Here is a 22,293-nt window from a genome sequence, read left to right as displayed (position 1 = left end):
GCCCAAGCCCGCGACGCCTCAGACGCTCACTGCATGTCGCCAAGCAGATACATATCGATGTCCACTCCCAGTGGTGTTTAGTACTGAATATACCCGCTTATAGTGGACTAATTTCCCCTTGCGCTGTAAGTTAAATACACACAAGGCACCCTATAAGCTCCAATATCTGGCCTTATTTATCCAATCAGAGTGGGACCTTTATATATCTACCATGTAGTGCTCATGAGCATGAAGTAGAACAAGTGAGGAACTATGCACATAGTAACACCCCCAATAGTTGTTGAAGATTCAGAGGCTTTTGAAAAAGATGCATTGGGGAGAAAGGATTTCGGAGAGGCGCTGTTAAATCTAGTAACTCGGTCAAGTGATGAGCTAGTCATCTCTTTAGACGGCCGATGGGGCGAAGGGAAAACAACGTTCTCTAGGATGTGGCAAGGAATGTTGCGTGAACAAAACATACCTTGTGTTTACATAGATGCATTCGCTAATGACTATTTCGACGAGCCATTCATCTCAGTTGCGAGCGCCATTAACGCCTATATTGAACAAAACGCTAACTGCACCGATGAAGACAAAATAAAAGATTTTTTGGATAAGACGAAAAATGTTGGTGCTCAGCTTTTATCCTGGACGGCAAAAATAGGTTTAAGAGCGGCGACTCTTGGAGCAATTAAGGATAGTGATATAGAAGCGCTGGGAGACATACAGAATGAAGTCGCAACAGGTGTTTCCGGCGTTGTTGGCGACTTTATTGAAGAGCGCTTAACCTGTCACGAAAAGGATATAGAAACCCTTGAATCTTTTAAATCAACTCTCTCTCAAATCCCCAGCATGCTTACTCCTACAGGAGAAACTCCACTAATAATTATTGTTGACGAACTTGATCGATGCAGACCCAATTATGCCGTAGAGCTTATCGAAAAGATAAAGCATCTCTTCTCGGTGAGAAATGTAATATTCATTCTAGTTATGCACAGACGCCAACTAGAAGAAGCAGTTAAGTGTGTTTATGGCACTAATATAGATGCGCATACCTACCTGCAGAAATTCATCAATATTGAAACGTCACTACCCAAACGGAGTTGGGACTCGCCCCTTAATGACATCACTCTATATAATAAAAGATTGATGGAATTACATGAAATTGAAGCCTGGGGTGATGAAGACGCCCTCCTTAGGGGAAATGAAGCACTGGCGAAACATTTCGACCTTTCGCTACGGCAATTAGAGCGCGTTTATACGAATATTGCACTTTTCTATGCAGCATCTACTGAACGTCAATTACGGCTACCCCCGATAATTTCATTTCTGTCCGTAATCAAGGTCATTAGACCTGAGATATTCACTGCATTACAGAAAGGCAACATAAGCTATGCAGAGCTTTGCCAGCAAACAGGCATATCTGATGAAATGGGAGAGGGTAGCTATTACGATACGCTAAAAATCATGGCAATGTGGATTAAATATGCCCTTCTTAGTGACGCGGAATTTTCCCAACTCAATAGTTCCGATAAAACTAGAAACCTTGAGCAGCGTATTTCTCGATATCACTTAGAACGAGGCAGAATAATACCGTTTCTCATCGAGAAACTAAGCCTATTCAGCACCAACCCCAGATAAGAAACTTACAATACCCGTCATTTTTTCTTGCAGCGGATCCACAAAGGGCCCAGGGTAACTGGGCCTACTCGCCCGCTAGGTAATAGAGCCAGAAATGCGCTTCCCGCATGCATGCCAATTAGCAAAGGTCGGGATGAGCCCATCTAACGACCACAAAGCTAGTTTTGGGGGGCACAATTGCGGGCATGACATGCCCTAATAAAATATACAATTCCTTAATTTCAATAAGTTATAAAGACTCTTCAATTGACGGAGGGCGCGGCCAGCACAATTAGACTCTCACAGTGGCGCCAAATGACACCCGAGCGCGATTGGGTATTAGCGACTTGCCTGGCGCTTAAGCCACTGCGTCCCGCTAATTCCACCCTTGGCAAAAAAGCCTAATCTTTAGAGATGCTGACATTTTGGCTGTCGCAACGCCTGCCGCTACGGTGCCGCAATCTTGCCTGAGGGAGAACACTATGCTCAGTCTTAACCTCGACACAACCTGCCGCCTCATCGACCTGGCGAAGGAATTTCATGCCCAGGAGGGGGTAAGCTTTCCCGATGAGCCGGACAATGCCAGTGGGGACTGGGCACGGCAGATCCTGGCCAGCCACGGGGGCGACAAGACTTTTCAGGAGTTCAAGTCCATTGTGGACGACCTGGAGCCGGACCAGCAGCAGGAGCTGGTCGCACTGGTGTGGTTAGGCCGCGAGGATTACAGCCTGGGGGAGTGGCAAGAGGCACTGGCGCAGGCTGCCGATGACTGGACACCGCAAACTGCAGAGTACCTGGTCGGCCACCCGCTGCTGGCCAATTATCTTGAGAAGGGGCTCGAGCTGTTCGGCCACCGCTGCAACGAATAGCGGTTGCCGTCTGGTACCCGGCCAGTCACAGCTGGCGCCTACCCGATATCTTCGACGCGGATATAGTCGAGACGACTGGCCGCACCTTCACTCATGCTTACATTTTCCTTCCCCGGAGCGCGGCTGGTTTTCGCGCCTGATAATCCGATCAACCGGCCGGTGGAGACCTGCGGAAAAGTCCGGTACGCTATCGCGAAAACCCGTGCCATTTATCCAATGCCTTGAGCGTCCGGGCAGCAGGTCGAGAATGCGACCGGGTGTGCACCTGAAAGATAAGCACTTTATCGCCAATAAATATGTGCCTCGTGACGAGCTAGCAATATGGCTTCAACCCCTGAAATCCTCAATGCCAGTGCAAGCGCGATCCAGCTTGCACTGGCGCCCGCTTTCCTGCTGACCGGGATTGCCGGGATGCTCGCCGTCATGACTGGCCGCCTTGCCAGGATCATCGATCGCGGCAGGGCCCTGGCAGAGGGTGAGATTGACTTCTCGCTCATCAAGCCGGACTCGATTGCTGGAGAACTCCGAGCCCTCGATCGCCGGAGACACTACTCCAGTGTGGCAATTACAGCCTCGACGATTTCAGCCCTCTTGCTGTGCGTGGTGATCGCCATGCTGTTTGTTGGCGTGATGATTGATGCCCCACTGGGTAGCGTCGTCGGAGCCTTGTTTGCCGCCGCGATGCTGGCGCTGATTGCCGGGCTTGCATTCTTTTTGCGCGAAGTGCACCTGGCGATGCAGAGCATTCGTATACCGGACTTCAAGGTCGACTAACGGCCCCGGCAGACTCGGCTCAATTGACGCAGGTGGCCTACAGGGCCGAGCTGACATTTCCATGAATGAGCAGCCAGCCGCAGTGCATGTACACCGTGCACCGCAGGGCTCTCTATTTAGTTGGAAGGATTACCAGGCCAGATATCAATCAGGCAGGAAGCCGGTTCCATTCGAAGACCGTGCTCTTACCTTGTAGCGGGCCAACGGCTGCAGAATCCATCGGCTTCTGTTCCGGCGCCGGCAGGCTGTTCTGGTCTTCCTCCAGCGATTGCTCGATGGACTGCTCCATTTCCTGCAGGGCCTTGTCCAGCTCCTCAGAGTAGCGTTCCAGCGCCTCGGAGGCCTGCTCGCCCAGCTCCTGGCCGGCGCCCTCCAGTTCTTCCAGCATGCGCTCCACCTCGGCATTGGCGTCCTTGGTCGATTGGTCGAACTGCCGCGAGAACTCGCGGCTGAGGCGGTCGAACTGGTTGAACATGTCGCCGAACAGGCCGCCGTTGACGCTGCGGGCGGTGCGGTCGTAGTCCACCAGCCAGGTATCGTCGCGGCGCACCAGGTAGGTGACAAAGGAGCGCTCGCTGTCGCGCGCGCCATCGGGGCGGGCAAATTCCGACACCACGCTGGCCTGGTCGCCATCGATGATCACCCTGCCCCAGGACGGGCGGTAGCCTTCCCAGTCGCGGGCGAAGCCGTCAAAGGCGTCCGGGTGGCCCAGAGTGGAATAGCGGGCCACATCGCCGCCATCGCCATCCACCGCCGCGCCCCAGAAAGCCTGGGTGACCTCCTGCGGGGTCTCCGGCCTGCTGCAGCCCGCAAGCAGGGCCAGGACGGAGGCGGCCAGGGCAAAGGCGGCCAGGATTCTGGCGGGGTACTGGATTCTCATACTGGGTCTCTATTCAGGATATGACTGCTGCACGGCGTCTTGGCGCCGGGCCGGGTAATACCGGCAGGCCATTGTAAATCAGGCGCGGTAGGTTGCGCCAAGGGCGGCTGCCGGGTCATGGATGGCGGATACCGGCCCGGTCCCGGGTGAGAACGGTGGCTTGACCGGGGTCAGGAAATCCGACTTACTGTGTAGCGCGGTATCCGGGCACGGGGCCTGGGCAAAACCACGGGGTAGTAGGGAACAGGCGCTGGTTCACGCGCTGGAAAACAACTAGGGATAGATGCCGGTGCATACAAGCTGGCCCGGCCGGGAGGGAACCTGAATCATGTTGGGCACTATTCACTTTGTACTCGCCTGCGCGTGTCTCGCATTTGGAGCGGTGGCGCTGTTGCAGAAAAAAGGCGGGAGGAAGCATCGTTGGCCGGGCTACCTGTACTGCGCCTCCCTGTTGCTGGCTAACCTGAGCGCGCTGTCGGTGTATGAGGACTCAAGCACCGCCGGCCCCTTCCATATTCTTGCCTGGATCAGCCTCGCCACCCTCAGCGCCGGGTTTATCCCGGCCTTCCTGCGCAGGCCGGCCTACGGGTGGATGAACCTTCACGCCTACTTTATGAGCTGGTCCTATGTCGGCCTGGTGGCCGCTGGCGTCGGGCAACTGCTGACGGAGTACTCGACCCTGTCCGGCACCTTCGCCGTCGGCTTGCCGTCCCTCGTCATCGTGGCCGCTGGCGGGTTGATGATTCATTCGCGCCTGCCGGAGACCCTTACCTCGCTGGCCTCACGGAGTATCCAGCCCCAAGAGACAATCTAGCGGCCCACCCTGCTTACGGCGAATACCAGATCGGCGAGGTCCAGGCGCGTTCCTGGATTGTCTCCGGCAGGCTGTCGGGCGGTTCGCGCCCCAGCTTTGCGGCATCGTAGGTGGACCAGCGCGGTGTGGGGATCTCGATTACCCGGGCGTAATAGAAAGCATGTTGTGCCGGGTCGAATTCCTCGTCCGTCCATACTGCGGAGAGCTGGCCGGAGCCGATATCGTTGGTGTAGGTTGCCTTTTCCACATTGACGGTATTGCCCACCGGCGGCACCTTGCCATCACTGCCGGGCTTGCGATCGCCGGACAGCGCCACATCGTAAATTTTCTTGTGCTGCTTGCCGTCCTTGTCCACCCAGCCCTTGATGATCTGGATGCGGTCCAGGTTAGCCCCGGCGCTGTCTTTCATCGCCTGCACCAGGAAGACCGGTTTCCTGTCGCCACTGCCTGGCTCCAGGTTGCCACCCATGGGGACGCCCTTTTCATAGGCAGCCCTGGCCCAGTCGCCCTGCATACTGTCCTTGTCGTAATCCCAACCACCGAAGAAGCGCACCTGCATCCGGGTGCCGGAAGTTGCGTAGGTTTCCTTGCGCTTGATTGCATCCCAGATGGCTTCCCGTGTATTTTCCGGCGCCCACACCGCGGCAAGGCCACCTGAGCTGAATTCCCGCACGCGCTGGTTGTTCACCTCATCACCGGGTACCGGGCCATCCAGCCGGTGTTCCGCTTTCGACTCGATACCAAATTTACCGGTGTAGTTGTCCTCTTCTATGGTGGCCGCGGAATTGTGGGTATCGGAGTCGCCGATCAGTCCGAACACATAGGGGTTGCCCCTGCCCTTGGCGGCCATGGCCAGCCCATCGAGATAGGCCTGGCGGGCGTAGCTGCCTTTCTTGTTCTTGGGGCGTTCCACCCTGGTGGAGGAGAGGGTGTAATCCCAGATCTCGAAACCCGCGAATTCGTCGTTGGGCGCCAGCTCCGGATGGGTTTCCGATGTGCCCTTGATCTGCGAGACCTCGTATACCGGCTCATTCCGGACCCGGGTCTCGATATAGTCCGCCGTCAGTGGCTCGCCATCGAGCGCCACCGGGAACATCAGCCCGTCACTGGCATTGCCGTTATGGGGAATGGCAAACAGGGTGGCGCCGCCCTCGCGCATCTTCGCCATCCATTTCCACAGGTCGCGGGGATCGTCGGAGTCCAGCGCCGAGTAAGGCATATCCGGAACACCCTCGGAGGTGCGGAATACCACCACCCGGTGCAGGTTCAGCTTGTCCGGGTTCGAGGTCCACTCGAAGGCGGGGAAGGTGGTGAACTTGCCCGGCTTGTAGTGCCTGTCAGCAGTCTCCACCATTTCCTGCCAGATGGGTTTGGTAATCGACGGATCCGACAAGGCCGGGTCCGAGTTGCCCGGCTGCATCGAGTCCAGCACACGGGCATAGGCATCGAATGCCACTTTGGTATCGTCCGAGGTAATTTCCTTCGCGATCGGCAGCTTGCTGGCCGGGCTCTCCGGGTCGTACATCTTCTTGAACACGCCCAGGTACTCGGCGTGGTCGGATACCGAGTAGAAATCCAGTGGCCGCTCGATCTGCAATTCGCCACCCAGTGTCCCGGCGGAGATGGCCTCACCCTTCGCCCAGCGGTAGGCGTCATCCGGGGTGGTGGTGGCGCCATTGGTTACTGCATCAAATGAGTAACTGGTGTGGACGTGGAAGTTCCCGAAATAGACGTCTGTGGCTATGTCGCCGGTGACATTGCCGGCAGCCGCATCGCCATCCCTTTCCCCGGTTGCCGCCTCTGTATCAGTGCTTCCAGTCTCCGCATGGCCAGCCGGGACTTCTGGCCCTGCCGACGCCTTACCATTTTCCGCGCCGGCACTTGCATCCGGTTCCGGTGCGGGCTTTTCGTTTTCACCACCGCAAGCGGTGAGCAACAGGGAAAGCAGCAGTAACTGGCTGAAGCGATGCATTTAATCCTCCCGCAGCCGGGCATCGGGGAAACACAATGTTGCAGGAATCATAGGATGGCATTCGAGGCCACGCCGCCTGGGACCGGTGACTGGCGCGCCCGTCCTGCGACTTACATCTGCTATTCCGCAACCAGGGTATATTGCCGCGCCGGGCCTGCCCCCGCAGCGCGATATGAGAAAGGAGGAGGTGCAATCAGGCAGGGGCGGGAAATTTCCCGCGACGCCGGCAGCGCGCCGGGCATATTCAGTTGCCGTAGCCGGTCATCTCCAGGTAGCCCTCACCGGCGTGGCTGCCGCTGACACTGACCGGGCCCTCCCAGTAGCGCAGGCTGCCCGGGTTCCAGTAATCGCCGGGCCAGGAACGGACTACCAGGTCCAGGTTGGCAGCCGGAACCCGCAGCTGCCAGGCGACCGGCACCCGGCCAAAGCGGCTGTCGCGGTATTCACGGGGCTGCAGGCTGAAGTCGCCGGCACTGAGGTTACGGGTGGTGCCGTCGGCTTCTACTAAAGTGCCGGAAAAATAGGGGTCGGCACCGCGCAGGCGGAACACCATCAGGTGACGGCCATCCTCCAGGTGCAGCGCCAGCCAGTCCCAGCCCTGCTGGTCCGGTTTCAGGTACTGGCTGCTCCACTCCCGGTCGAACCAGCCCCGCCCGCTGACCGGAAAATCCTGGCCATCGACCTGCACCGTGCCGTCAATTGCCAGCATTGGATAGCTGAAATACATCGAGCCGCCGCCACCGGCGGACTTGGCACTGAAGCCGCGCTCACCGTGAAATACCGGGGGCAAACGTGGCTGCAGTTGCAGGCGGTAGGCGAACTCCCCACCGTCCACCGCCAGCGACCAGGGTTTGCCTTCGTCACTTTCCAGCTGCCAGTGGTCAATCCAGGCCCTGAAGGGCCGTACCGTGATGCCGGCCTGGCCGGTGCCGCCGCGGGCACTGCGGGCGACAAACCGGTGATCACCCGGGCGGCTGAGTGCCGCGTGGGCGAGCCAGACCTCATTGCGGTGCCAGCCGGGCTCAGGGTTTTCAAAGGGCCCGGGCTTCAGGCCAAACCGGAACAGTGTCCACTGCACACCGAAGCGCTCGCCACCGGCGCCCTGCAGGTTGGCGGTCAGGTACCACCACTCGAGGCGGTATTGTCGGTGCGCCCCCATATCCTCCGGCAGGCGGACGGTCATACCCGGTAGCGCCTGCCGAAACTGCCCGGGGGCGTCGCTCAGGGCGCCGAGGGATTCCCCTCCTTCGCTGTTACCGGCGCGCTCGCCACAACCGGCCAGTATCAGAGCAAGCAGTGCGAGCCGGAGCAGGCTATTCATTTTTCAGGGTCTCCAGTCGCACCGGGTTGCGCATCAGCAGGCCCACCAGGGCACCGATCAGCAGGCTGGCCAGCCACACCTGCAGCCAGAAACCCGGGTAGAGTTCCAGTGGCAGGGACCAGCCAAAGGCAACCGGATTGATCCGCGCCACCAGCACCCAGCTGAGGAAAACTCCCAGTGGCGTTGCCACGATTGCCAGCAAGCCGGTGACCAGCATGTTGTGGGCCACCAGCCGCCAGCGCAGCTGCCGCCGCGGCACGCCGTACACATGCAGCAGCGTATAACTGCGTTGCCGCAGGCGGAAAATCACCAGCCCCATCAGTGCCAGGGCGGTGCCGGCGAGGGCCAGCGTCAGGATATTCAGCAATCGGGTCATGCGGAAGGTTCGCGCAAAGGCGGCGCTGGCGGCGCGCTTCAGGCCCGGCTGGTCCCGCAGGCGCCCGCCCGCCAGCCAGGGATATTGCTCCGGCCAGTCCTGCCAGCCCGGAGTGGCTGTGTCGTTCACCCCCAGCACAAAGGTGGTGTAGCGCTCGGGCAGGGAGTCCGGCACCAGCGCCAGCGGTAGCAGCAGTTCGCCCTCGGGCCTGCCGTAGTCGGCATAGATACCAATCACTTGCCGTGACAGTGGCGCGCTGCCAAGCCGGAACCGCACCCGGTCCCCCACCGACAGCGACTGTCGCCGGGCCAGCTGCTCGTTGACCATCACTCCCTGTGCGGCAAGTGCGGCCCAGGGCCCGGGAGCGGCAGCCAGTAATGGCCAGTCCCGCACCAGCGGCGAGGCCGGGTCCACGGCCATGACGTCCACCGCCTGGCCGTCGAGCAGGCCGCGACCGCGTACCATGGGCAACACCGTTTTCACTCCGGGCAATTGCTGCAGCTGTTTATTCCACGCGGCGGTCGCCACGGGCCGGCCGGGATCCAGGTAGAGATCGCCCTGCAGGCGCTGGTCGAGCCAGCGCCCGAACGTGGACTCGAACCCGGTGACCATCGCCTGCACCCCGATCGCCGCCGCAATGGCGAATGCCAGTGCCACCAGCGGCAGTTGCAGCAGCCGGCACAGTGCGCGCATCTCCGAACAGGACCACTCCAGCAGCGGCGCACCGCTGCCCATCCCCGCCGCGCGGCTGCGCCGTTCGGCCCGCGCCAGCAGCCGGTCCAGCAGCGCGGGCAACAGCAGGCCGGCGCCCACCAGGCAGCCGGTGGCGGCGAGGAATACCAGCCACAGTTTTTCCGTCGCCAGCAATACAACCAGGGAGGCCGGCACCAGCAGCAGTGCCACCATTAGCAGGGCCAGCTGCCGGCGTCGCCCGCCTTCCAGTTCCGTGCCCGGCCGCACGCGCCGCAGTAGCAGCAGGTCGATACAGGCCCAGCCCACCACCAGCACCAGGATCAGCACCATGCCGAGCCAGGTTTCCAGCGCGGGCGGGCTTTGCGCCAGGATGTCCACGCTGAACAGGCCGCTAAGCGTCCACTGGAAGCCGCCGGCCAGCGCAGATGCCAGCATGGCCCCCAGCCACACACCGACACTGCCGCCCGCCACCGCCAGCAGCAGCACCTCCGCCGCCAACACCAGCCGTAACCGGGCCACCGGCACGCCCAGGCGCACCAGGATCTCGAGGCTGCGGCGTCGCTGCTCCAGCGCAAAACGGTAGATGCTGCGCACCAGCAGCGCGGCCACCAGCAGTGCCAGCGCCCCCAGCGCATCCAGGTTGAGCAGGAAGGCTTCCACCAGCGACTCCGGTTCGACACCGTAGTCCTCGACCCGGGTGGTATACCCCGGCGGCAGCGCCCGCCCCTGTAATTCAGCCGCCGGCAGCAGGATCTCGAGGTCGGCACGCCCGCCGGAAGCCAGCTCCGCGGCGACGGCGATATCCGCCAGCAACAGGCCCGGCGGTATGCCCTCGGCCGGTTGCAGCCGGTAATCGCCGCTGCCCGGCAGGGAGAGTTGCCGCCAGCGCGCCAGGTCCCGCGCATTGCCCAGCAGCAGGGGGCGGGCGGGCCCGGCCAGCAGTTCTTCCACCAGCGGAGATTCGCCGCTGTACTGCCGCAGGCAACCGGCCGTGAACGGATCGATACCCACGACTTCAGGCGCCTCGCTCACCGGTATATAAACCTGCAACCGCGGCGAGGCACACAGCCCCGCCCGGCGCAGGCGGGCGAAATCCTCCACCCCCACGGCACGGCCGTCGACGCGCAACACACTCAGGCGCGGCTCCAGCGCCGCCCGGGACTGGGCGACGGCCTCCTCCGCGCGGCCGGTCAGGGAGCGCACCCCGCTCCACAGGGTGGCGGCGCAGGCCAGGATCAGCAGCAGGCCGGCCAGTTGCCCGGGATGGCGCCGGTAGTGGCTCAGGAAGACAGTGCCGAGTCCCATGGCTCCAGGGCTCCCCGCCGCAGTTCCAGCACCCGGTCACAGCGCCGGGCAAGCTCGGTATTGTGGGTGACGATCAGGGCGCCCAGCGCCCGCTCGCGGATGGCGTCGAAGAACAGCGGCGTTACCCGCCGGGCGGTGGCCTGGTCCAGGCTGCCGGTGGGCTCGTCGGCCAAAATGATTTCCGGCTCCATGATGAAGGCGCACGCCAGTGCCGCCCGCTGTCGCTGGCCGCCGGAAACCTGGTCGGGATAGCGCCGGGCAATGTCGGCAATATCCAGGCGCTCCAGCAATGCCTGGCCACTATGCTGCTGCAGGCCGGCGAGTCCGGCGCGAAAGGCAATATTGCGCTCCACTGTCAGCGTGGGAACCAGGTTGCCGTCCTGGAATAGGGTGGCAATGCGCGTGCGGCGCAGCCGGGCCCAGTCGTTTTCTGCCAGCCCGGCCGCGTCCCGGTCGAGCACCCGCAGGCTGCCGCTGTCCGGTTGCAGCAGGCCATTGAGCAGGTTCAGCAGGGTGCTCTTGCCGGAGCCGGACGGGCCGATAATGGCCACCGCCTCACCGCGCCGCAATTCCAGCGACAGTCCCCGCAGCACGTCGATCCGCTCGCGCCCGTTGCGATAGGACACGCACAGGTCCCGCGCCTGTATCAGGACTTCGTTCATGGCTTCCCCGGTTGGAGTCGGCCCCGGCCGACAGCAAAACGCATCAGGCGACATGCCGCTGGAGATCAAAGTATAGGGCCCGGCAGGACTATGCTTTCAGCAACAGGGTACGCCGTCAACGGGATACCGGACGCCCGCGCCGGAGGGACAATGGCCTCGATCCATGACAATCCACCTGCAGCCGTCCGCGCCGAGCTCGACGCGCTGCGCGCTGCCCTGGATGCCGAGATTCCGCCAAAGGCCACCAGCAACCTGCTGATCGCAACCTGGAATATCCGCTCGTTCGCCTCATTGACGCGCAAGTGGACCGCCACCGGTGATGACAGTCCCAAGCGAGACCTGCGCGGCTTGCGGGCGATCATTGAGATCCTCTCGCGGTTCGATGTGATTGCCATCCAGGAAGTAAAGGGTGACCTGCGCGCATTGCGGGATGCACTGGCATTCCTCGGTGAGGACTGGGCCTTCCTGATGACCGATGTAAATATCGGTGACGCGGGTAATGATGAGCGGCTGGTATTCCTGTTCCAGCGCTCACGGGTACGCCCTTCAGGTCTGGCTGCGGAGATTGTCATCCCCCCAGAGCAGCTGCAAGACACCGGGCAGGAAGTGCTGCACGAGCAGTTCGTGCGCCCGCCATATGCCGTCAGTTTCCAGCGCCGCGACACCACCTTTATCCTGGTGACACTGCACGTGCTTTATGGTGACCGGGAGACAGACCGGCTGCCAGAACTCAGGGGCGTGGCAAACTGGATGGCCGACTGGGCGCGGCGCTCGAACCGCTTCCATCACAACCTGCTGACGCTCGGCGACTTCAACATAGACCGCCAGGGAAGTCCCGGGCACGATGTTTTTATCTCCTCCGGCCTGACCGTGCCGGACATCCTGATCAACCAACCCAGGACCATCTTCGATGATCCCGGGGATCCGGATGACGACGCTTTCTATGACCAGATTGCATGGTTTACCGTCGGCGACCAAGCCCTGCTGGACATGGAAGTGCGTAGCGGCGGCAGCTTTGACTTTATGCCCCACCTTTATGCCGGGCTGGGCCTGAGCCGCACATCGGTCTCCTACCGGATATCCGACCATTACCCATTATGGATCGAGTTCGGGATCTGAGTGATTGCCGGACCCGGTCGAAAGCCGCTGTTGCTGCAGCGGCACGGATAAAAGTCCCGGCCCATGTTATTCCGCGCGGTAGGGAAGCTTGCCCCTGAAGTTGCCCGCCGGCGCATAATTACAGGCGATATAGGTTTTGTACCACTTGCCCGACCGACACTGGTATGAACCACAGCCCACCGCCTTGGGCAGCCGGTTGCCGGCGCTGTCGAACACTTCCGTGGCATTCCAGACCAGCTGGGTGTAATGGCCCACTACCGGGCCGCGGCTGGTGAAGGGCCGGTAGCGGTACTGGTTGGCCTCGGACAGCCAGGAATCCACCGCCCGGCTGATGGCCCCTTCCCCCACCGGGAAAATATCCCCCCGGGTGGATGAGAATACGGCCAGGTTCTCACCAATGTGCCGGTAATGCGGGTTGCCGCCATTGGCGTGGAAATCCCGCACCCGGTTGCGGTTGTGCCTCATGGCGTCGCGCTCGCACATCTGCCGCGCCCAGTTAAATGCGGTGATGCCCAGGGCCCGGTCGTGCACCAGCATATCCACCGGTGGCAGGGGTTTGGGGCTGTTGGCCAGCCGGCCGCGATTCAGTTGCTTGCGCACCGCATTGTGTAGCCGCACCGCCGCGCAGGCGTCCCCGTCCAGGCAGAGCCCCGGGTGGCTGTCCGGTAGCGAGGAGGCGGGGCCGGCAACGGCGAGTTTGGCTCCTGGCATTACCAGCAGGGCCAGCAGCGACAGGCAGAAAATAAATGTACGTTTCATCGGTGTCCCGGGGTGGTGGTCTTCCCAAACCTTAGTGATGCGCTGCCACGCATTCAAGCGGAAAAAGGGCCGGGCGGCGGGGGTTCGCTATGCTTGTAGCGTTCATGCCGGGGAGGACACCACCGCGTGCTTCATGCCGTTTTCCGTTTCAGCATTCTTGCCAGCCTCTTCCTGGGCCAGCTCGCCAATGCGCAGGTCGCGGGGTCGGCGGACGGCAACTGGCAGCGTTCGGTGGTCGACCTGGGCAGGGCCAAGCTGGAAATTTTCCAGCAGGGCAGTGGCAGGCCGGTGCTGATGCATCCCTCCCTGGGTCGCCCGGCGCAGGACTTTATGCAGGTGGGCGAGAGCGTGGCGGCGGCGGGCTACCGGGTGGTCCTGGTCAACCCGCGGGGCATCGGCGGCAGCACCGGGCCAATGGATAACGTCAACCTGCAGGTGCTGGCGCGGGATCTCTGGGCCGTGGCCGACAGCCTGCAGCTCGACCGGGTGTTTATCGTCGGCCAGAATTTCGGTAACCGGGTGTCACGCGCGGCCTCGTGGCTGCAACCGCAACGGGTGACTGGCCTGGTATTGATGGCCGCCGGTGGCGAGATTGAGCCGGACCGGGCGGTATGGGAGGAATTCCAGAAGGTGTTCGATCCCGACCTGCCGCAGGAGCAGCACCTGCAGGCAGTGGCCGACTCTTTCTTCTCCCCCGGCAGCGACCCCTCGCTGTGGAAGGATGGCTGGCATGGCGAAACCGCACAGAAACAGATGGAGGCCGCCCGGCAGACCGATTTCGAGCCCATCTACCTGGGCGGCACGGCACCGGGGCTGGTAATCCAGGGGCTGGACGACAGGATCGCGCCGCCGCAGAACGCCTGGAACCTGGTCCAGCGTCGCCCGGACACCCGCCTGGTGGCCTATCCCAATATGGGCCACGCGATGCTGCCCGAGCAGCCACAGGCGCTGGCCAACGCATTGATTGATTTCCTCGACAGTGTGGCAGCTCCGGACCAGTAGGGTCCTGCCCATGCACCAGCATGGGTCACCTGACAGAGAATTCATCCGCACTTTCCCCCGCCCCTGCCCCTACCCCGGATTCGGGCGGGCAATGCGCCGGCAGGGCGCTTGTATAATCGCGCCCCCTGGGCTAAAACGGCCCCCCGCAATCCCACCATTTCCATCGCAAGGCACCGAAACATGCGCTACCTGTTCGCCGTACTGGCACTGCTGGTATCCCTCGGCAGCACCGCTGCCGATAACCAGCGCCCGCAATTTACCTTCACCGCCATTCCCGACCAGAACGAGGCCGAGCTGGTGCGACGCTTCCAGCAGGTGGCCGATTACCTTTCCAAAGAACTGGATGTCGATGTGAAATACATGCCGGTAAAGAGCTACCCGGCGGCCATTACCGCGTTTCGCAACAACCAGGTGCAGCTGGCCTGGTTTGGCGGCCTGTCCGGTGTGCAGGCGCGGCGCGCCGTGCCCGGTTCCGAGGCCATTGCCCAGGGCTACGAGGACCAGTTCTTCAAGACCTACTTTATCGCCCACGCAAGCGCCGGCCTGCAACCAGCCGAAACCCTGTCCGACACCCTGCGCGGCAAGACCTTTACCTTCGGCTCCAAGGGCTCCACTTCCGGGCGCCTGATGCCCGAGTTCCACCTGCGCGAAACCTTTGGCGAGGCCCCCGGCGAGATTTTCTCGCGGGTGGGTTTCAGTGGTGACCACAGCCGTACCATTGCCCTGGTGCAGTCCGGTGCCTACCAGGTGGGCGCGGTGAATTACGCGGTGTGGGAAAAGGCCGTGGACAAGGGGGAAGTGAACCCGGACCAGGTATCGGTGATCTGGACCACGCCCGCCTATGCCGATTACCAGTGGACCGTGCGGGGTGATATCGACCGGCAACTGGGTGCCGGCTTCAAGCAGCGACTGACCCGTGCGCTGCTGAAACTTGAGGACGAATCGATCCTGCGGGCCTTCCCGCGCTCCCGCTTTGTGCCCGCGGATAACGACGTTTACCGGGCGATCGAGGAAACAGCCACCGCCATTGGCCTGCTCGACGACTTCTGATGCCGATTGCGATTGAGCTGCACGACTGTGACCTGTCCTACCCGGCCCCGGACGCGGGCGGGCCGGAGCAGCTCGCCCTGCGCATCGGGCACCTGGCCATCCGCGAGGGGGACCGTATCGCCCTGCTGGGCAGGAGCGGCTCCGGCAAGAGCACCCTGCTGCGCCACCTGCGCAGCCAGCTCCCCGGCACCGCCAGCTGGTGCCCGCAGGAGACATCGCTGGTGCCGCAACTCAAGGCATTCCACAACATTTACGCCGGCGGCCTGGACCGCCACTCCGGGCTGGCCAACCTGAGGACGCTGTTCCTGCCGTCAGCAACGTGCAAGGCGGAGATCGGCGAGATCGCCGCCGCCCTGGGCATCGACGAGCTGCTCTGGCGCAAGACCGATGAACTGTCCGGCGGCCAGCAGCAACGCGTGGCCGTGGCCCGGGCCCTGTACCAGCAGAATCCCTTCCTGCTTGCCGATGAGCCGGTATCGGCACTGGATCGCCAGCAGGGTGAGCGGGTGCTCACGCACCTGCTGGGCCAGCACACCACCGCGGTGGTGGCCCTGCACCAGGCGGACCTGGGACTGCGCACCTGCAACCGGGTGATCGGCCTGCAGGACCGGCGTATCCAGTTCGACCTGCCCGTGGAGCAGCTGGAAGAAAGCGCCCTGCGGCGGCTCTACCAGTGACTGCGGCGCTGCGCTTTTTCAGCCAGCGCCGCAGCCTGCGCCGGCTCAGTTTTTACTTCGCGGTATCGGCGCTGCTGTGCCTGGCACTGGCGGATATCGAGATCAGTGCGCCGGACCCGGGCCACGAACTGGGGCTGATGCTGGCGGGCCTGTTCAGCCCGCGCATTGCCGACCTGGACCAGTGGCTGGATGCCAGCCTGACCACCGTGGCGTTCGCGCTGCAGGGTGTGACACTGGCGGCGGCACTGGGGCTGGTGCTGTCCGCGTTTTACCAGCGACCCTGGGCGCGGCGGCTGGCGGCGGGCCTGCGCTCGGTGCACGAGCTTTTCTGGGCGCTGATTTTTATCCAGGTGTTCGGCTTTTCTTCCCTGACCGGCGTGCTGGCCATCGCCCTGCCTTTCTGCGGCACCATCGCCAAGGTGTTCGGTGAGCAGCTGGAGGAAATCGACCAGCGTCCCGCCCGCGCGGTTTCCCCCGGTCGCGGCGGTATCAGCCATTTCTGTTATACCCGCCTGCCACTGGCCCTGCATGCCATGCGCAATTACACCGCCTACCGCATGGAATGCGCGATTCGCTCATCAGTGGTGCTGGGTTTCATCGGCCTGCCCACTATCGGCTTTCACCTGGAGACCGCATTGCGCACCGGTGAGTACAGCGCCGCCAGCGCCCTGCTGCTGACAGTGCTGGCGTTGGTGTACTCCCTGCGTTTCTGGTTCCGCGCCCGCTGGCTGCTGTTGCTGGTACCGGCTGCCTTTGTCGCCAGGCCGGTCACTGCGGAGTGGAGCGCTGCCAACCTGCTGCGTTTCCTGTGGGAGTGTGTGCCGGCGCCACTGCGCCAGGACTGGCCGCTGGAGAAAACCCAGCGCTGGCTGGGCTGGCTGGGTGAGCAGGTCCTGGCCGGCACCTGGAACACCGTGCTGCTGGCCCAGGTGGCGCTGGTGCTGACCGCCCTGTTCGCGCTACTGGCATCACCACTCAATTCCTCCCACTTTGTCAGCGGCTGGTCCCGCCGCGCCGGCGACAGCCTGCTGCTGGTACTGCGCTCGCTGCCGGAGTACCTGCTGAACTTTATTTTCCTGATTGTGCTGGGCCCCTCGATGCTGCCTGCGGCACTGGCCATGACGCTGCACAATGGCGCCATCATCGGTCACCTGCTGGGCCGGCACAGCGATGAAGTCCCGCCGCCACCCGTACCGGCGGGCCCGCTGGGCCGCTTCGCCTACTTCTACGTGCCCACCCTGTACCAGCGCTTCCTGGCCTACTGCTTTTACCGCTGGGAGATCATTATTCGGGAGACCGCCATGCTGGGTGTGCTGGGCATCCCCACCCTGGGGTTCTATATCGATTCGGCCTTCCAGTTTATGCGCTTCGACGTGGCCATCCTGCTGATCGGCGTCAATGCCGCGCTGATTCTCGGCGCCGACTGGCTGTCGCGCCGGCTGCGCCGGCAGTTCCTGCTGGCAGCGCCACTGGCGGGACCGGCATTGCCGGCAGAATCCGGCGCCTTCCGGAGGCCACTGCCAGGCGCCTGACTGCCCGGGACTGGTCTAACCTCAAGTTAAGGTGCGGTCCCGTGGCCACATCGAGGCAACAGGCGTAACCGGCAGCGGAGATTCCCCATGAACTGGTACCTGGCAGCCCTGCAAAAATATGCGGTATTCCGCGGCCGGGCCCGGCGCAAGGAATACTGGTACTTCGTGTTGTTCAATATCCTGATCAGCCTGGTGCTGGGCGCGGTCGACAGCGCCACCGGCATGTTCCACCCGGAAACCGGGCTGGGCACGGTGAGCGGCATCTACGCGCTGCTGGTGCTGGTCCCCTCCATCGCCGTCACGGTGCGCCGCCTGCACGATACCGGCCGCAGCGGCTGGTGGTTCCTGCTGGCGCTGATCCCCGTGCTGGGCACCATCGTGTTGCTGGTATTTATGCTGCTGGACAGCGAACCCGGCCGGAACGAGTACGGCACCAACCCGAAAACCGGCCTGCGGGACGTGCTGGAATAGGCGCCCGCGTACCACCCGCCGGCCCGGCACCGGATATCGCTCTCCGGCAAAGAAACTCCATCGGCATACTAACTGCTCAGCAGCCCATGCCCATGGGGCTCAGTTCGGGCTCACTATAGGGCCGTTTGTGCCGGTGATGCACAGCTCCTCCCATCGGAATTACGGGCGCATTGCCGGTCGCCCCCGGGTCCCGGCAACGGAATTGATTACAGGTTTTCTACCGTCGCCTTGCGGAACTGCTGCGGCGTGACGGAGAAAAGTCGCTTGAACTTGCTGCAGAAGTGGGCGCTGTCACTGAACTCGCACTGGCAGGCAATATCGGCGATACGCAGCCGGGTATTCACCAGCAGGTAGACCGCGTGCTGCAGCTTGCGCTTGAGGAGAAAATCCTGGTAGCGGAGGTTCAGGGTCTGGTGGAACAGCCGCGAGAAATGGCTGCGGGAAATACCGCAAAGTGCTGCCGCATCATCCAGCGGCAACGACAGCTGCTTGCTGTCCTTGAAGTGCTGCAGTACCGGTTCCAGCCGCCCCACCGCCGACGAGTGCCCAGCCAGGCCGGCGCCCCGGCTCGCCACCAGCTGTGACAGGTTGTGCACCAGCAACTGCATGACCCGGTTGCGCAGGGTTACCTGTGCCGGCTGCTCATTAATATCGCAACACCAGTCCAGCAGCATCGTCAGGCGCTCCAGCTCGCGGCCGTCCACCCGGTTCAGGAAGGGGGCAAACTTCTGCAGGTCGGCTTCCAGCTCCTGGCCCTCCAGCAGGGAGGGATCGAACTGCAGCAGGAAAAAATCCTGGTCGCCGCCCTCCATGTGCAACTCGTGCACCGTCAGCGAAGACAGGAACAGCACACTGCCGGACTCGATATCGAAGCGCTCGCCATCCAGCATGGCGTAACCCCGGGCGCGGACGAACACCATCACTTCCAGCAACATATGAAAATGCGGTGCAATTTCCAGCGGGTTGCCCTCGGGAAAGTGGTAGCGCGCCACCTTGACCGCCTGCCCCGCCGGCAGGTCGACGTTTTCGTACACCAGAGCGCTGTGCATCTTGATTCCCCGGATACGGTGTTATCAATATTTTTATATTTATTAGGGTTTTTCTTACAAGCTTGTGCAGTTCACATCAATATCATACTGCAAATAATGGTTTTGCACACGGGGATACCCATGCAGTCCCCACCACCGCCGGCCACCACCCACCGCATCCGCAACCCCATCCTGCCCGGCTTTAACCCGGACCCCGGCACCATCCGTGTAGGCGACGATTTTTATATCGCCACTCTACCCTCGAGTGGTTTCCGGGTGTTCGCATCCACCACTCCCGCGGCCTGGTCAACTGGCGCCTTGTGGGGGGAAGTGCTGACCCGGCGGGAACAGGCAGACATGCGCGGCCGCGGAGCGGGCGATAAGCACGTCCACAATTTCACCTTCCGCCACCTGGGCCTGGAAGGCCGACGCCAGCCTCGGTGAGGGCCCCACTTGGGTTCCGGTCGAAAGAACCCGGTATCGGGTGGATATCATCGAACAGCGACTCTTTCGCTATATGCCGGCCACAGAGGGATGAGGAAGCTGGGTCACCAGTTCACTACCCTGGCACCGCGATAGGGTGGCGGCTTCGTCGGGACTTTGCGCAATGACATTACGCTGCTCGAACTCCCTGGCCGAGAGCGGTCCGGTGGGTTTCCCCGGCTCGGGGGAGGTAGTGAAGGTGCTGCCGCCGAGGGCGCTGGTAAAGCGGGGCACCACCTGCCTGCCCACCATGGGAGGCGGGCGCCAGAGTGGTAACCCGGGCAGCCCCCCGATCCTCAGCATCCCTCCCGAGGCAGCCATCGGCGGAGGCCTGGAGGAGCATCAGAGCTAGAGACTGACCAGGGTTGCCAGCGCTGTAATGGTGGTCGCGAGGCCCACCAGAATACAGTACAGGATACCCAGCACGCTGTATTTAAGCAGGGTCATGGCCCAGCCCTGTGCATACACCCGTTTTTGCATCAGCAGCAGGTACAGCGGCATCCACAGGGCCAGCAACATGCCAGCCCACCCCACGGCACCCCGCAGGACCCCCGGTGCCAGGGTATCCTCCACCTCGCTCAACAATTCAATCAGCAACAGCGCCAGGCACAGGAAGGCGTGGCTGTGGAGGGCGACTATCAGGTGCTCCATGTACAGGCGACGCTGGAAAACATAGAGCACCCACAGCATCAGGGAGAAAAGCGGCAACAGGACCAGCAGCATGGAGGGAATAGCCCCGATAAGAGCCTCCCGAAACAGGTTCGGGTCGTCACGGATTACCCGGGCATTTTCATCCACGCGTTGCAACCGCTCGCTCAGCCAGGCGTTCACCCCCGGACTGAAGTTTTTCACTTCAGTCCACTCGCTGCCATCGGGTGATCCAGGCTCTTCCGCGCCCGTCACCGCCTCGGATTCCACCGGAGCAGATTCTGTGGGCAACTCACCACCCAACTGTTCGATACGCCGGTCGGCCTGGCGGTCGACCTGCTTCCGAGCAGCTGCAAGACCATCATTCAGTACGCTCGGAACATTCTCCTGCTGGCCCTCGACGATGGCTTTGTCCAGCCCGGCAAGCGCCTCCCGGCGCAGCTCCTCGACTTCCGCCACCGTTTCCGCATCGGCAAAATCGCCCATCACTACCTTGTCGGGTACCAGTTCCGTACCCCAGTCAGTGGTCAGGCGCATCACGAAAAAGGTGGTCAGGCAGAGGAAGATAAACAATCGCACGGGGCTTACATAGCTTACCCGACGGCCCGCCAGGTACTCCCGGCTGAGATATCCCGGTCGCAATAACAGCGGCACCAGGGTGCGCCAGATGCGGGAGTCGAGCGCCAGTAGCGTATCGAACAGGTCGCCAATCACACTCGAGAAGTGCCGCACCAGCCCCTTGACCGGCTGTCCACACTGGTGGCAGTGCGGCCCCAGCAATTGCGTCTGGCAATTGGCACAGGCTCGCGGGTGGGAGGGGGTAGCGGTGTCTGTCACGGCTTCCCCGGTAACAACCGGCTCCCCCGCTGTGACGGTTTCAGTGTGCATCTCAGTGATTTCCGTTTTTTATTATTGGGTTGCTCCGGCGCCGGCCGGCCCCGCCCATCAGCGTGGCCGGCCGATTATGTCAGCAGTCCTGCAGGAAACGCGCGATGGTGCGCAGGCCGTGCCCCTTCGCCCCCTGGGCCCACTGGTCGTTGCCGGATGGCAGGTAGGAGCCGGACAGGTCCATATGCACCCAGTTGCGGCCGGTATCACGCACAAAGCGGGCCAGGAATGCCGCGGCAGTGGAGGCTCCGGGACTGCCTTCCACGCCCACATTGGCAATCTCCGCAAAACCGGAGGGGATCTGCTCCAGGTGGAAGCTGTCCAGCGGCAGGCGCCAGGCCTTCTCGTATTCTGCGGCGGCGGCGTCCAGCACCCGCTGGGCGGTGTCATCCTCAAAGCTCATGACAGAATTGTAATCGCGGCCCACCGCCATCTTGGCGGCACCGGTCAGCGTGGCGGCATCAAGGATCCAGCGGGGCTCCTCTTCCGAGGCGGCAATCAGGCCATCCGCCAGCACCAATCGGCCCTCCGCATCGGTGTTGAGGATTTCCACCGTCACACCGTTCTTGTAGCGGATGATATCGCCAAGCTTGTAGGCATGACCGGAAATCAGGTTTTCCGCGCAGCACAGGTACAGCTTGACACGCTTTTTCAGCCCGCGCGCAATCGCCAGCGCGAGGCCACCGCTGACCATGGCTGCACCACCCATATCGGATTTCATCGCCGCCATATTGTTCGACGGTTTGATGCTGTAGCCACCGGAGTCGAAGGTAATCCCCTTGCCCACCAGGCAGATATCCACCGGCGCCTCGGGGTCACCGCCCGGGTTGTAGTCCAGCTGCAGCATGGCCGGCTCGCGTACGCTGCCGCGGCCCACATTGTGGATACCGGCAAACCCCTGTTCGAGCAGGGAATCCCCGGCAATGATCTGGTAACTGATCGCATCCGGCGCGAGCTTCTGCAGCATGTTGGCCGCACTCTCCGCCAGTACCCGCGGGGAGATATCCTCCGGCGTGCCGTTGGTCACCTCCCGTACCCAGCGCGCCGCGGCCTCCCGGGCCTGCAATTCCTTCAGCTGGCGACCGGAAGACAGGCCCCAGTCCAGCTGGTTGTCCTTCAGCGGGTTGTAGTAACCGGCCCAGAATGCCCAGCGACTTTCCAGGTCCCAGCCGTCCCCGGCCAGCTCCACGGCCGGTACACCCATGCCATCGAGCCGTCGCGCAGCCCGCTGCGCCGCAACATTGCCGTCACCGTTGGCACCTGGCGTGTGTACCGTGGCCACGGCGCCGGAGAAACTCAGCAGTGCCTTGTCACCCCATGCTTCTGCCGCGGGGTTCTGTTCCAGCTTGACCTGCATTGCTTTCGTCATAG

General features: G+C 62.3%; 21 protein-coding genes. 12 read left to right on the top strand and 9 right to left on the bottom strand.

The features are described 5' to 3' along the window. The first annotated feature begins 252 nt into the window (after window positions 1-252). The 3 genes from LVE68_RS12805 (at window position 253) to LVE68_RS12795 (ending at window position 3,242) form a co-directional block, all read left to right on the top strand. Window positions 253-1,620 (top strand): KAP family P-loop NTPase fold protein, encoded by a 1,368-nt coding sequence (locus LVE68_RS12805; RefSeq protein ID WP_232940796.1) that lies wholly within the window; start codon window positions 253-255, stop codon window positions 1,618-1,620. Window positions 1,621-2,081: 461 nt separating this feature from the next. Then, the gene (locus tag LVE68_RS12800) at window positions 2,082-2,468 is read left to right on the top strand and encodes a DUF3775 domain-containing protein (protein ID WP_232940795.1); all 387 of its coding nucleotides are present in this window, start codon (window positions 2,082-2,084) and stop codon (window positions 2,466-2,468) included. A 321-nt stretch (window positions 2,469-2,789) separates the two neighbouring features. Beyond that, window positions 2,790-3,242, top strand: a complete 453-nt coding sequence (locus LVE68_RS12795; protein WP_232940794.1) for a DUF2721 domain-containing protein — start codon at window positions 2,790-2,792, stop codon at window positions 3,240-3,242. Between the two features lie 148 nt (window positions 3,243-3,390). On the opposite strand, the gene LVE68_RS12790 is transcribed toward LVE68_RS12795, so the two are convergent. Further along, on the bottom strand, window positions 3,391-4,122 hold the full coding sequence (locus tag LVE68_RS12790; protein WP_232940793.1) for a hypothetical protein: 732 nt from the start codon (window positions 4,120-4,122) through the stop codon (window positions 3,391-3,393). Window positions 4,123-4,450: 328 nt separating this feature from the next. Here LVE68_RS12790 and LVE68_RS12785 point away from each other — a divergent pair, with 328 nt between their 5' ends. Further along, entirely contained in the window at window positions 4,451-4,936 is a 486-nt protein-coding gene (locus tag LVE68_RS12785) for a DUF2306 domain-containing protein (RefSeq protein WP_232940792.1), read from the top strand. A gap of 13 nt (window positions 4,937-4,949) precedes the next feature. Here the strand turns inward: LVE68_RS12785 and LVE68_RS12780 are convergent, their stop codons facing one another. From LVE68_RS12780 to LVE68_RS12765, 4 genes are all read right to left on the bottom strand, one after another. Further along, on the bottom strand, window positions 4,950-6,908 hold the full coding sequence (locus tag LVE68_RS12780) for a DUF3604 domain-containing protein (protein WP_232940791.1): 1,959 nt from the start codon (window positions 6,906-6,908) through the stop codon (window positions 4,950-4,952). A 244-nt stretch (window positions 6,909-7,152) separates the two neighbouring features. Further along, window positions 7,153-8,229: a lipocalin-like domain-containing protein gene (locus LVE68_RS12775; RefSeq protein WP_232940790.1), complete on the bottom strand. Its 1,077-nt coding sequence runs from the start codon at window positions 8,227-8,229 to the stop codon at window positions 7,153-7,155. Next, window positions 8,222-10,603, bottom strand: coding sequence for an FtsX-like permease family protein (locus LVE68_RS12770; protein WP_232940789.1), 2,382 nt, complete (start codon window positions 10,601-10,603; stop codon window positions 8,222-8,224). Before LVE68_RS12770 ends, LVE68_RS12775 begins: the two co-directional genes overlap by 8 nt. Further along, window positions 10,579-11,265, bottom strand: coding sequence for an ABC transporter ATP-binding protein (locus tag LVE68_RS12765; protein ID WP_232940788.1), 687 nt, complete (start codon window positions 11,263-11,265; stop codon window positions 10,579-10,581). The genes LVE68_RS12770 and LVE68_RS12765 overlap by 25 nt, the downstream gene beginning before the upstream one ends. A gap of 150 nt (window positions 11,266-11,415) precedes the next feature. On the opposite strand from LVE68_RS12765, the gene LVE68_RS12760 reads away from it, so the two are divergent. Beyond that, window positions 11,416-12,384, top strand: coding sequence for an endonuclease/exonuclease/phosphatase family protein (locus LVE68_RS12760; RefSeq protein ID WP_232940787.1), 969 nt, complete (start codon window positions 11,416-11,418; stop codon window positions 12,382-12,384). A gap of 66 nt (window positions 12,385-12,450) precedes the next feature. Here the strand turns inward: LVE68_RS12760 and LVE68_RS12755 are convergent, their stop codons facing one another. Further along, window positions 12,451-13,143, bottom strand: a complete 693-nt coding sequence (locus LVE68_RS12755) for a CAP domain-containing protein (protein WP_232940786.1) — start codon at window positions 13,141-13,143, stop codon at window positions 12,451-12,453. Window positions 13,144-13,269: 126 nt separating this feature from the next. On the opposite strand from LVE68_RS12755, the gene LVE68_RS12750 reads away from it, so the two are divergent. The 5 genes from LVE68_RS12750 to LVE68_RS12730 all read left to right on the top strand — a co-directional run bounded on the left by LVE68_RS12750 (window position 13,270) and on the right by LVE68_RS12730 (window position 17,875). Further along, window positions 13,270-14,145 (top strand): alpha/beta fold hydrolase, encoded by an 876-nt coding sequence (locus LVE68_RS12750; protein WP_232940785.1) that lies wholly within the window; start codon window positions 13,270-13,272, stop codon window positions 14,143-14,145. A 180-nt stretch (window positions 14,146-14,325) separates the two neighbouring features. Further along, on the top strand, window positions 14,326-15,195 hold the full coding sequence (locus LVE68_RS12745) for a putative selenate ABC transporter substrate-binding protein (RefSeq protein WP_232940784.1): 870 nt from the start codon (window positions 14,326-14,328) through the stop codon (window positions 15,193-15,195). Further along, window positions 15,195-15,872, top strand: a complete 678-nt coding sequence (locus LVE68_RS12740) for an ATP-binding cassette domain-containing protein (protein WP_232940783.1) — start codon at window positions 15,195-15,197, stop codon at window positions 15,870-15,872. The genes LVE68_RS12745 and LVE68_RS12740 overlap by 1 nt, the downstream gene beginning before the upstream one ends. After that, window positions 15,869-17,404 carry a PhnE/PtxC family ABC transporter permease gene (locus tag LVE68_RS12735; protein ID WP_232940782.1) on the top strand — a complete coding sequence of 512 codons (1,536 nt, stop codon included), beginning with the start codon at window positions 15,869-15,871 and terminating at the stop codon, window positions 17,402-17,404. The genes LVE68_RS12740 and LVE68_RS12735 overlap by 4 nt, the downstream gene beginning before the upstream one ends. 87 nt (window positions 17,405-17,491) lie before the next feature. Further along, window positions 17,492-17,875 carry a DUF805 domain-containing protein gene (locus LVE68_RS12730; RefSeq protein ID WP_232940781.1) on the top strand — a complete coding sequence of 128 codons (384 nt, stop codon included), beginning with the start codon at window positions 17,492-17,494 and terminating at the stop codon, window positions 17,873-17,875. A 206-nt stretch (window positions 17,876-18,081) separates the two neighbouring features. Here the strand turns inward: LVE68_RS12730 and LVE68_RS12725 are convergent, their stop codons facing one another. Then, complete coding sequence (locus LVE68_RS12725) at window positions 18,082-18,924, bottom strand: helix-turn-helix transcriptional regulator (RefSeq protein WP_232940780.1); 843 nt, start codon at window positions 18,922-18,924, stop codon at window positions 18,082-18,084. A gap of 120 nt (window positions 18,925-19,044) precedes the next feature. Between LVE68_RS12725 and LVE68_RS12720 the strand changes: the two genes are divergently transcribed. Together LVE68_RS12720 and LVE68_RS12715 are read left to right on the top strand one after the other, a co-directional pair. Further along, on the top strand, window positions 19,045-19,347 hold the full coding sequence (locus tag LVE68_RS12720; protein WP_232940779.1) for a family 43 glycosylhydrolase: 303 nt from the start codon (window positions 19,045-19,047) through the stop codon (window positions 19,345-19,347). A gap of 163 nt (window positions 19,348-19,510) precedes the next feature. After that, window positions 19,511-19,738, top strand: a complete 228-nt coding sequence (locus LVE68_RS12715; RefSeq protein ID WP_232940778.1) for a dihydroxy-acid dehydratase — start codon at window positions 19,511-19,513, stop codon at window positions 19,736-19,738. Here the strand turns inward: LVE68_RS12715 and LVE68_RS12710 are convergent. After that, window positions 19,735-20,922 carry a DUF3667 domain-containing protein gene (locus LVE68_RS12710; protein ID WP_232940777.1) on the bottom strand — a complete coding sequence of 396 codons (1,188 nt, stop codon included), beginning with the start codon at window positions 20,920-20,922 and terminating at the stop codon, window positions 19,735-19,737. The two genes, LVE68_RS12715 and LVE68_RS12710, sit on opposite strands and share 4 nt — an antisense overlap. 79 nt (window positions 20,923-21,001) lie before the next feature. After that, on the bottom strand, window positions 21,002-22,291 hold the full coding sequence (gene pepB, locus LVE68_RS12705) for an aminopeptidase PepB (RefSeq protein ID WP_232940776.1): 1,290 nt from the start codon (window positions 22,289-22,291) through the stop codon (window positions 21,002-21,004). Between the last annotated feature and the right edge of the window lie 2 nt (window positions 22,292-22,293).

Source organism: Microbulbifer sp. YPW16 (assembly GCF_021290385.1).
Classification (GTDB): Bacteria; Pseudomonadota; Gammaproteobacteria; order Pseudomonadales; family Cellvibrionaceae; genus Microbulbifer; species Microbulbifer zhoushanensis.
The sequence above is the reverse complement of the archived record's forward strand: the minus strand, read 5'-3'. Positions and strand labels throughout refer to the sequence as shown.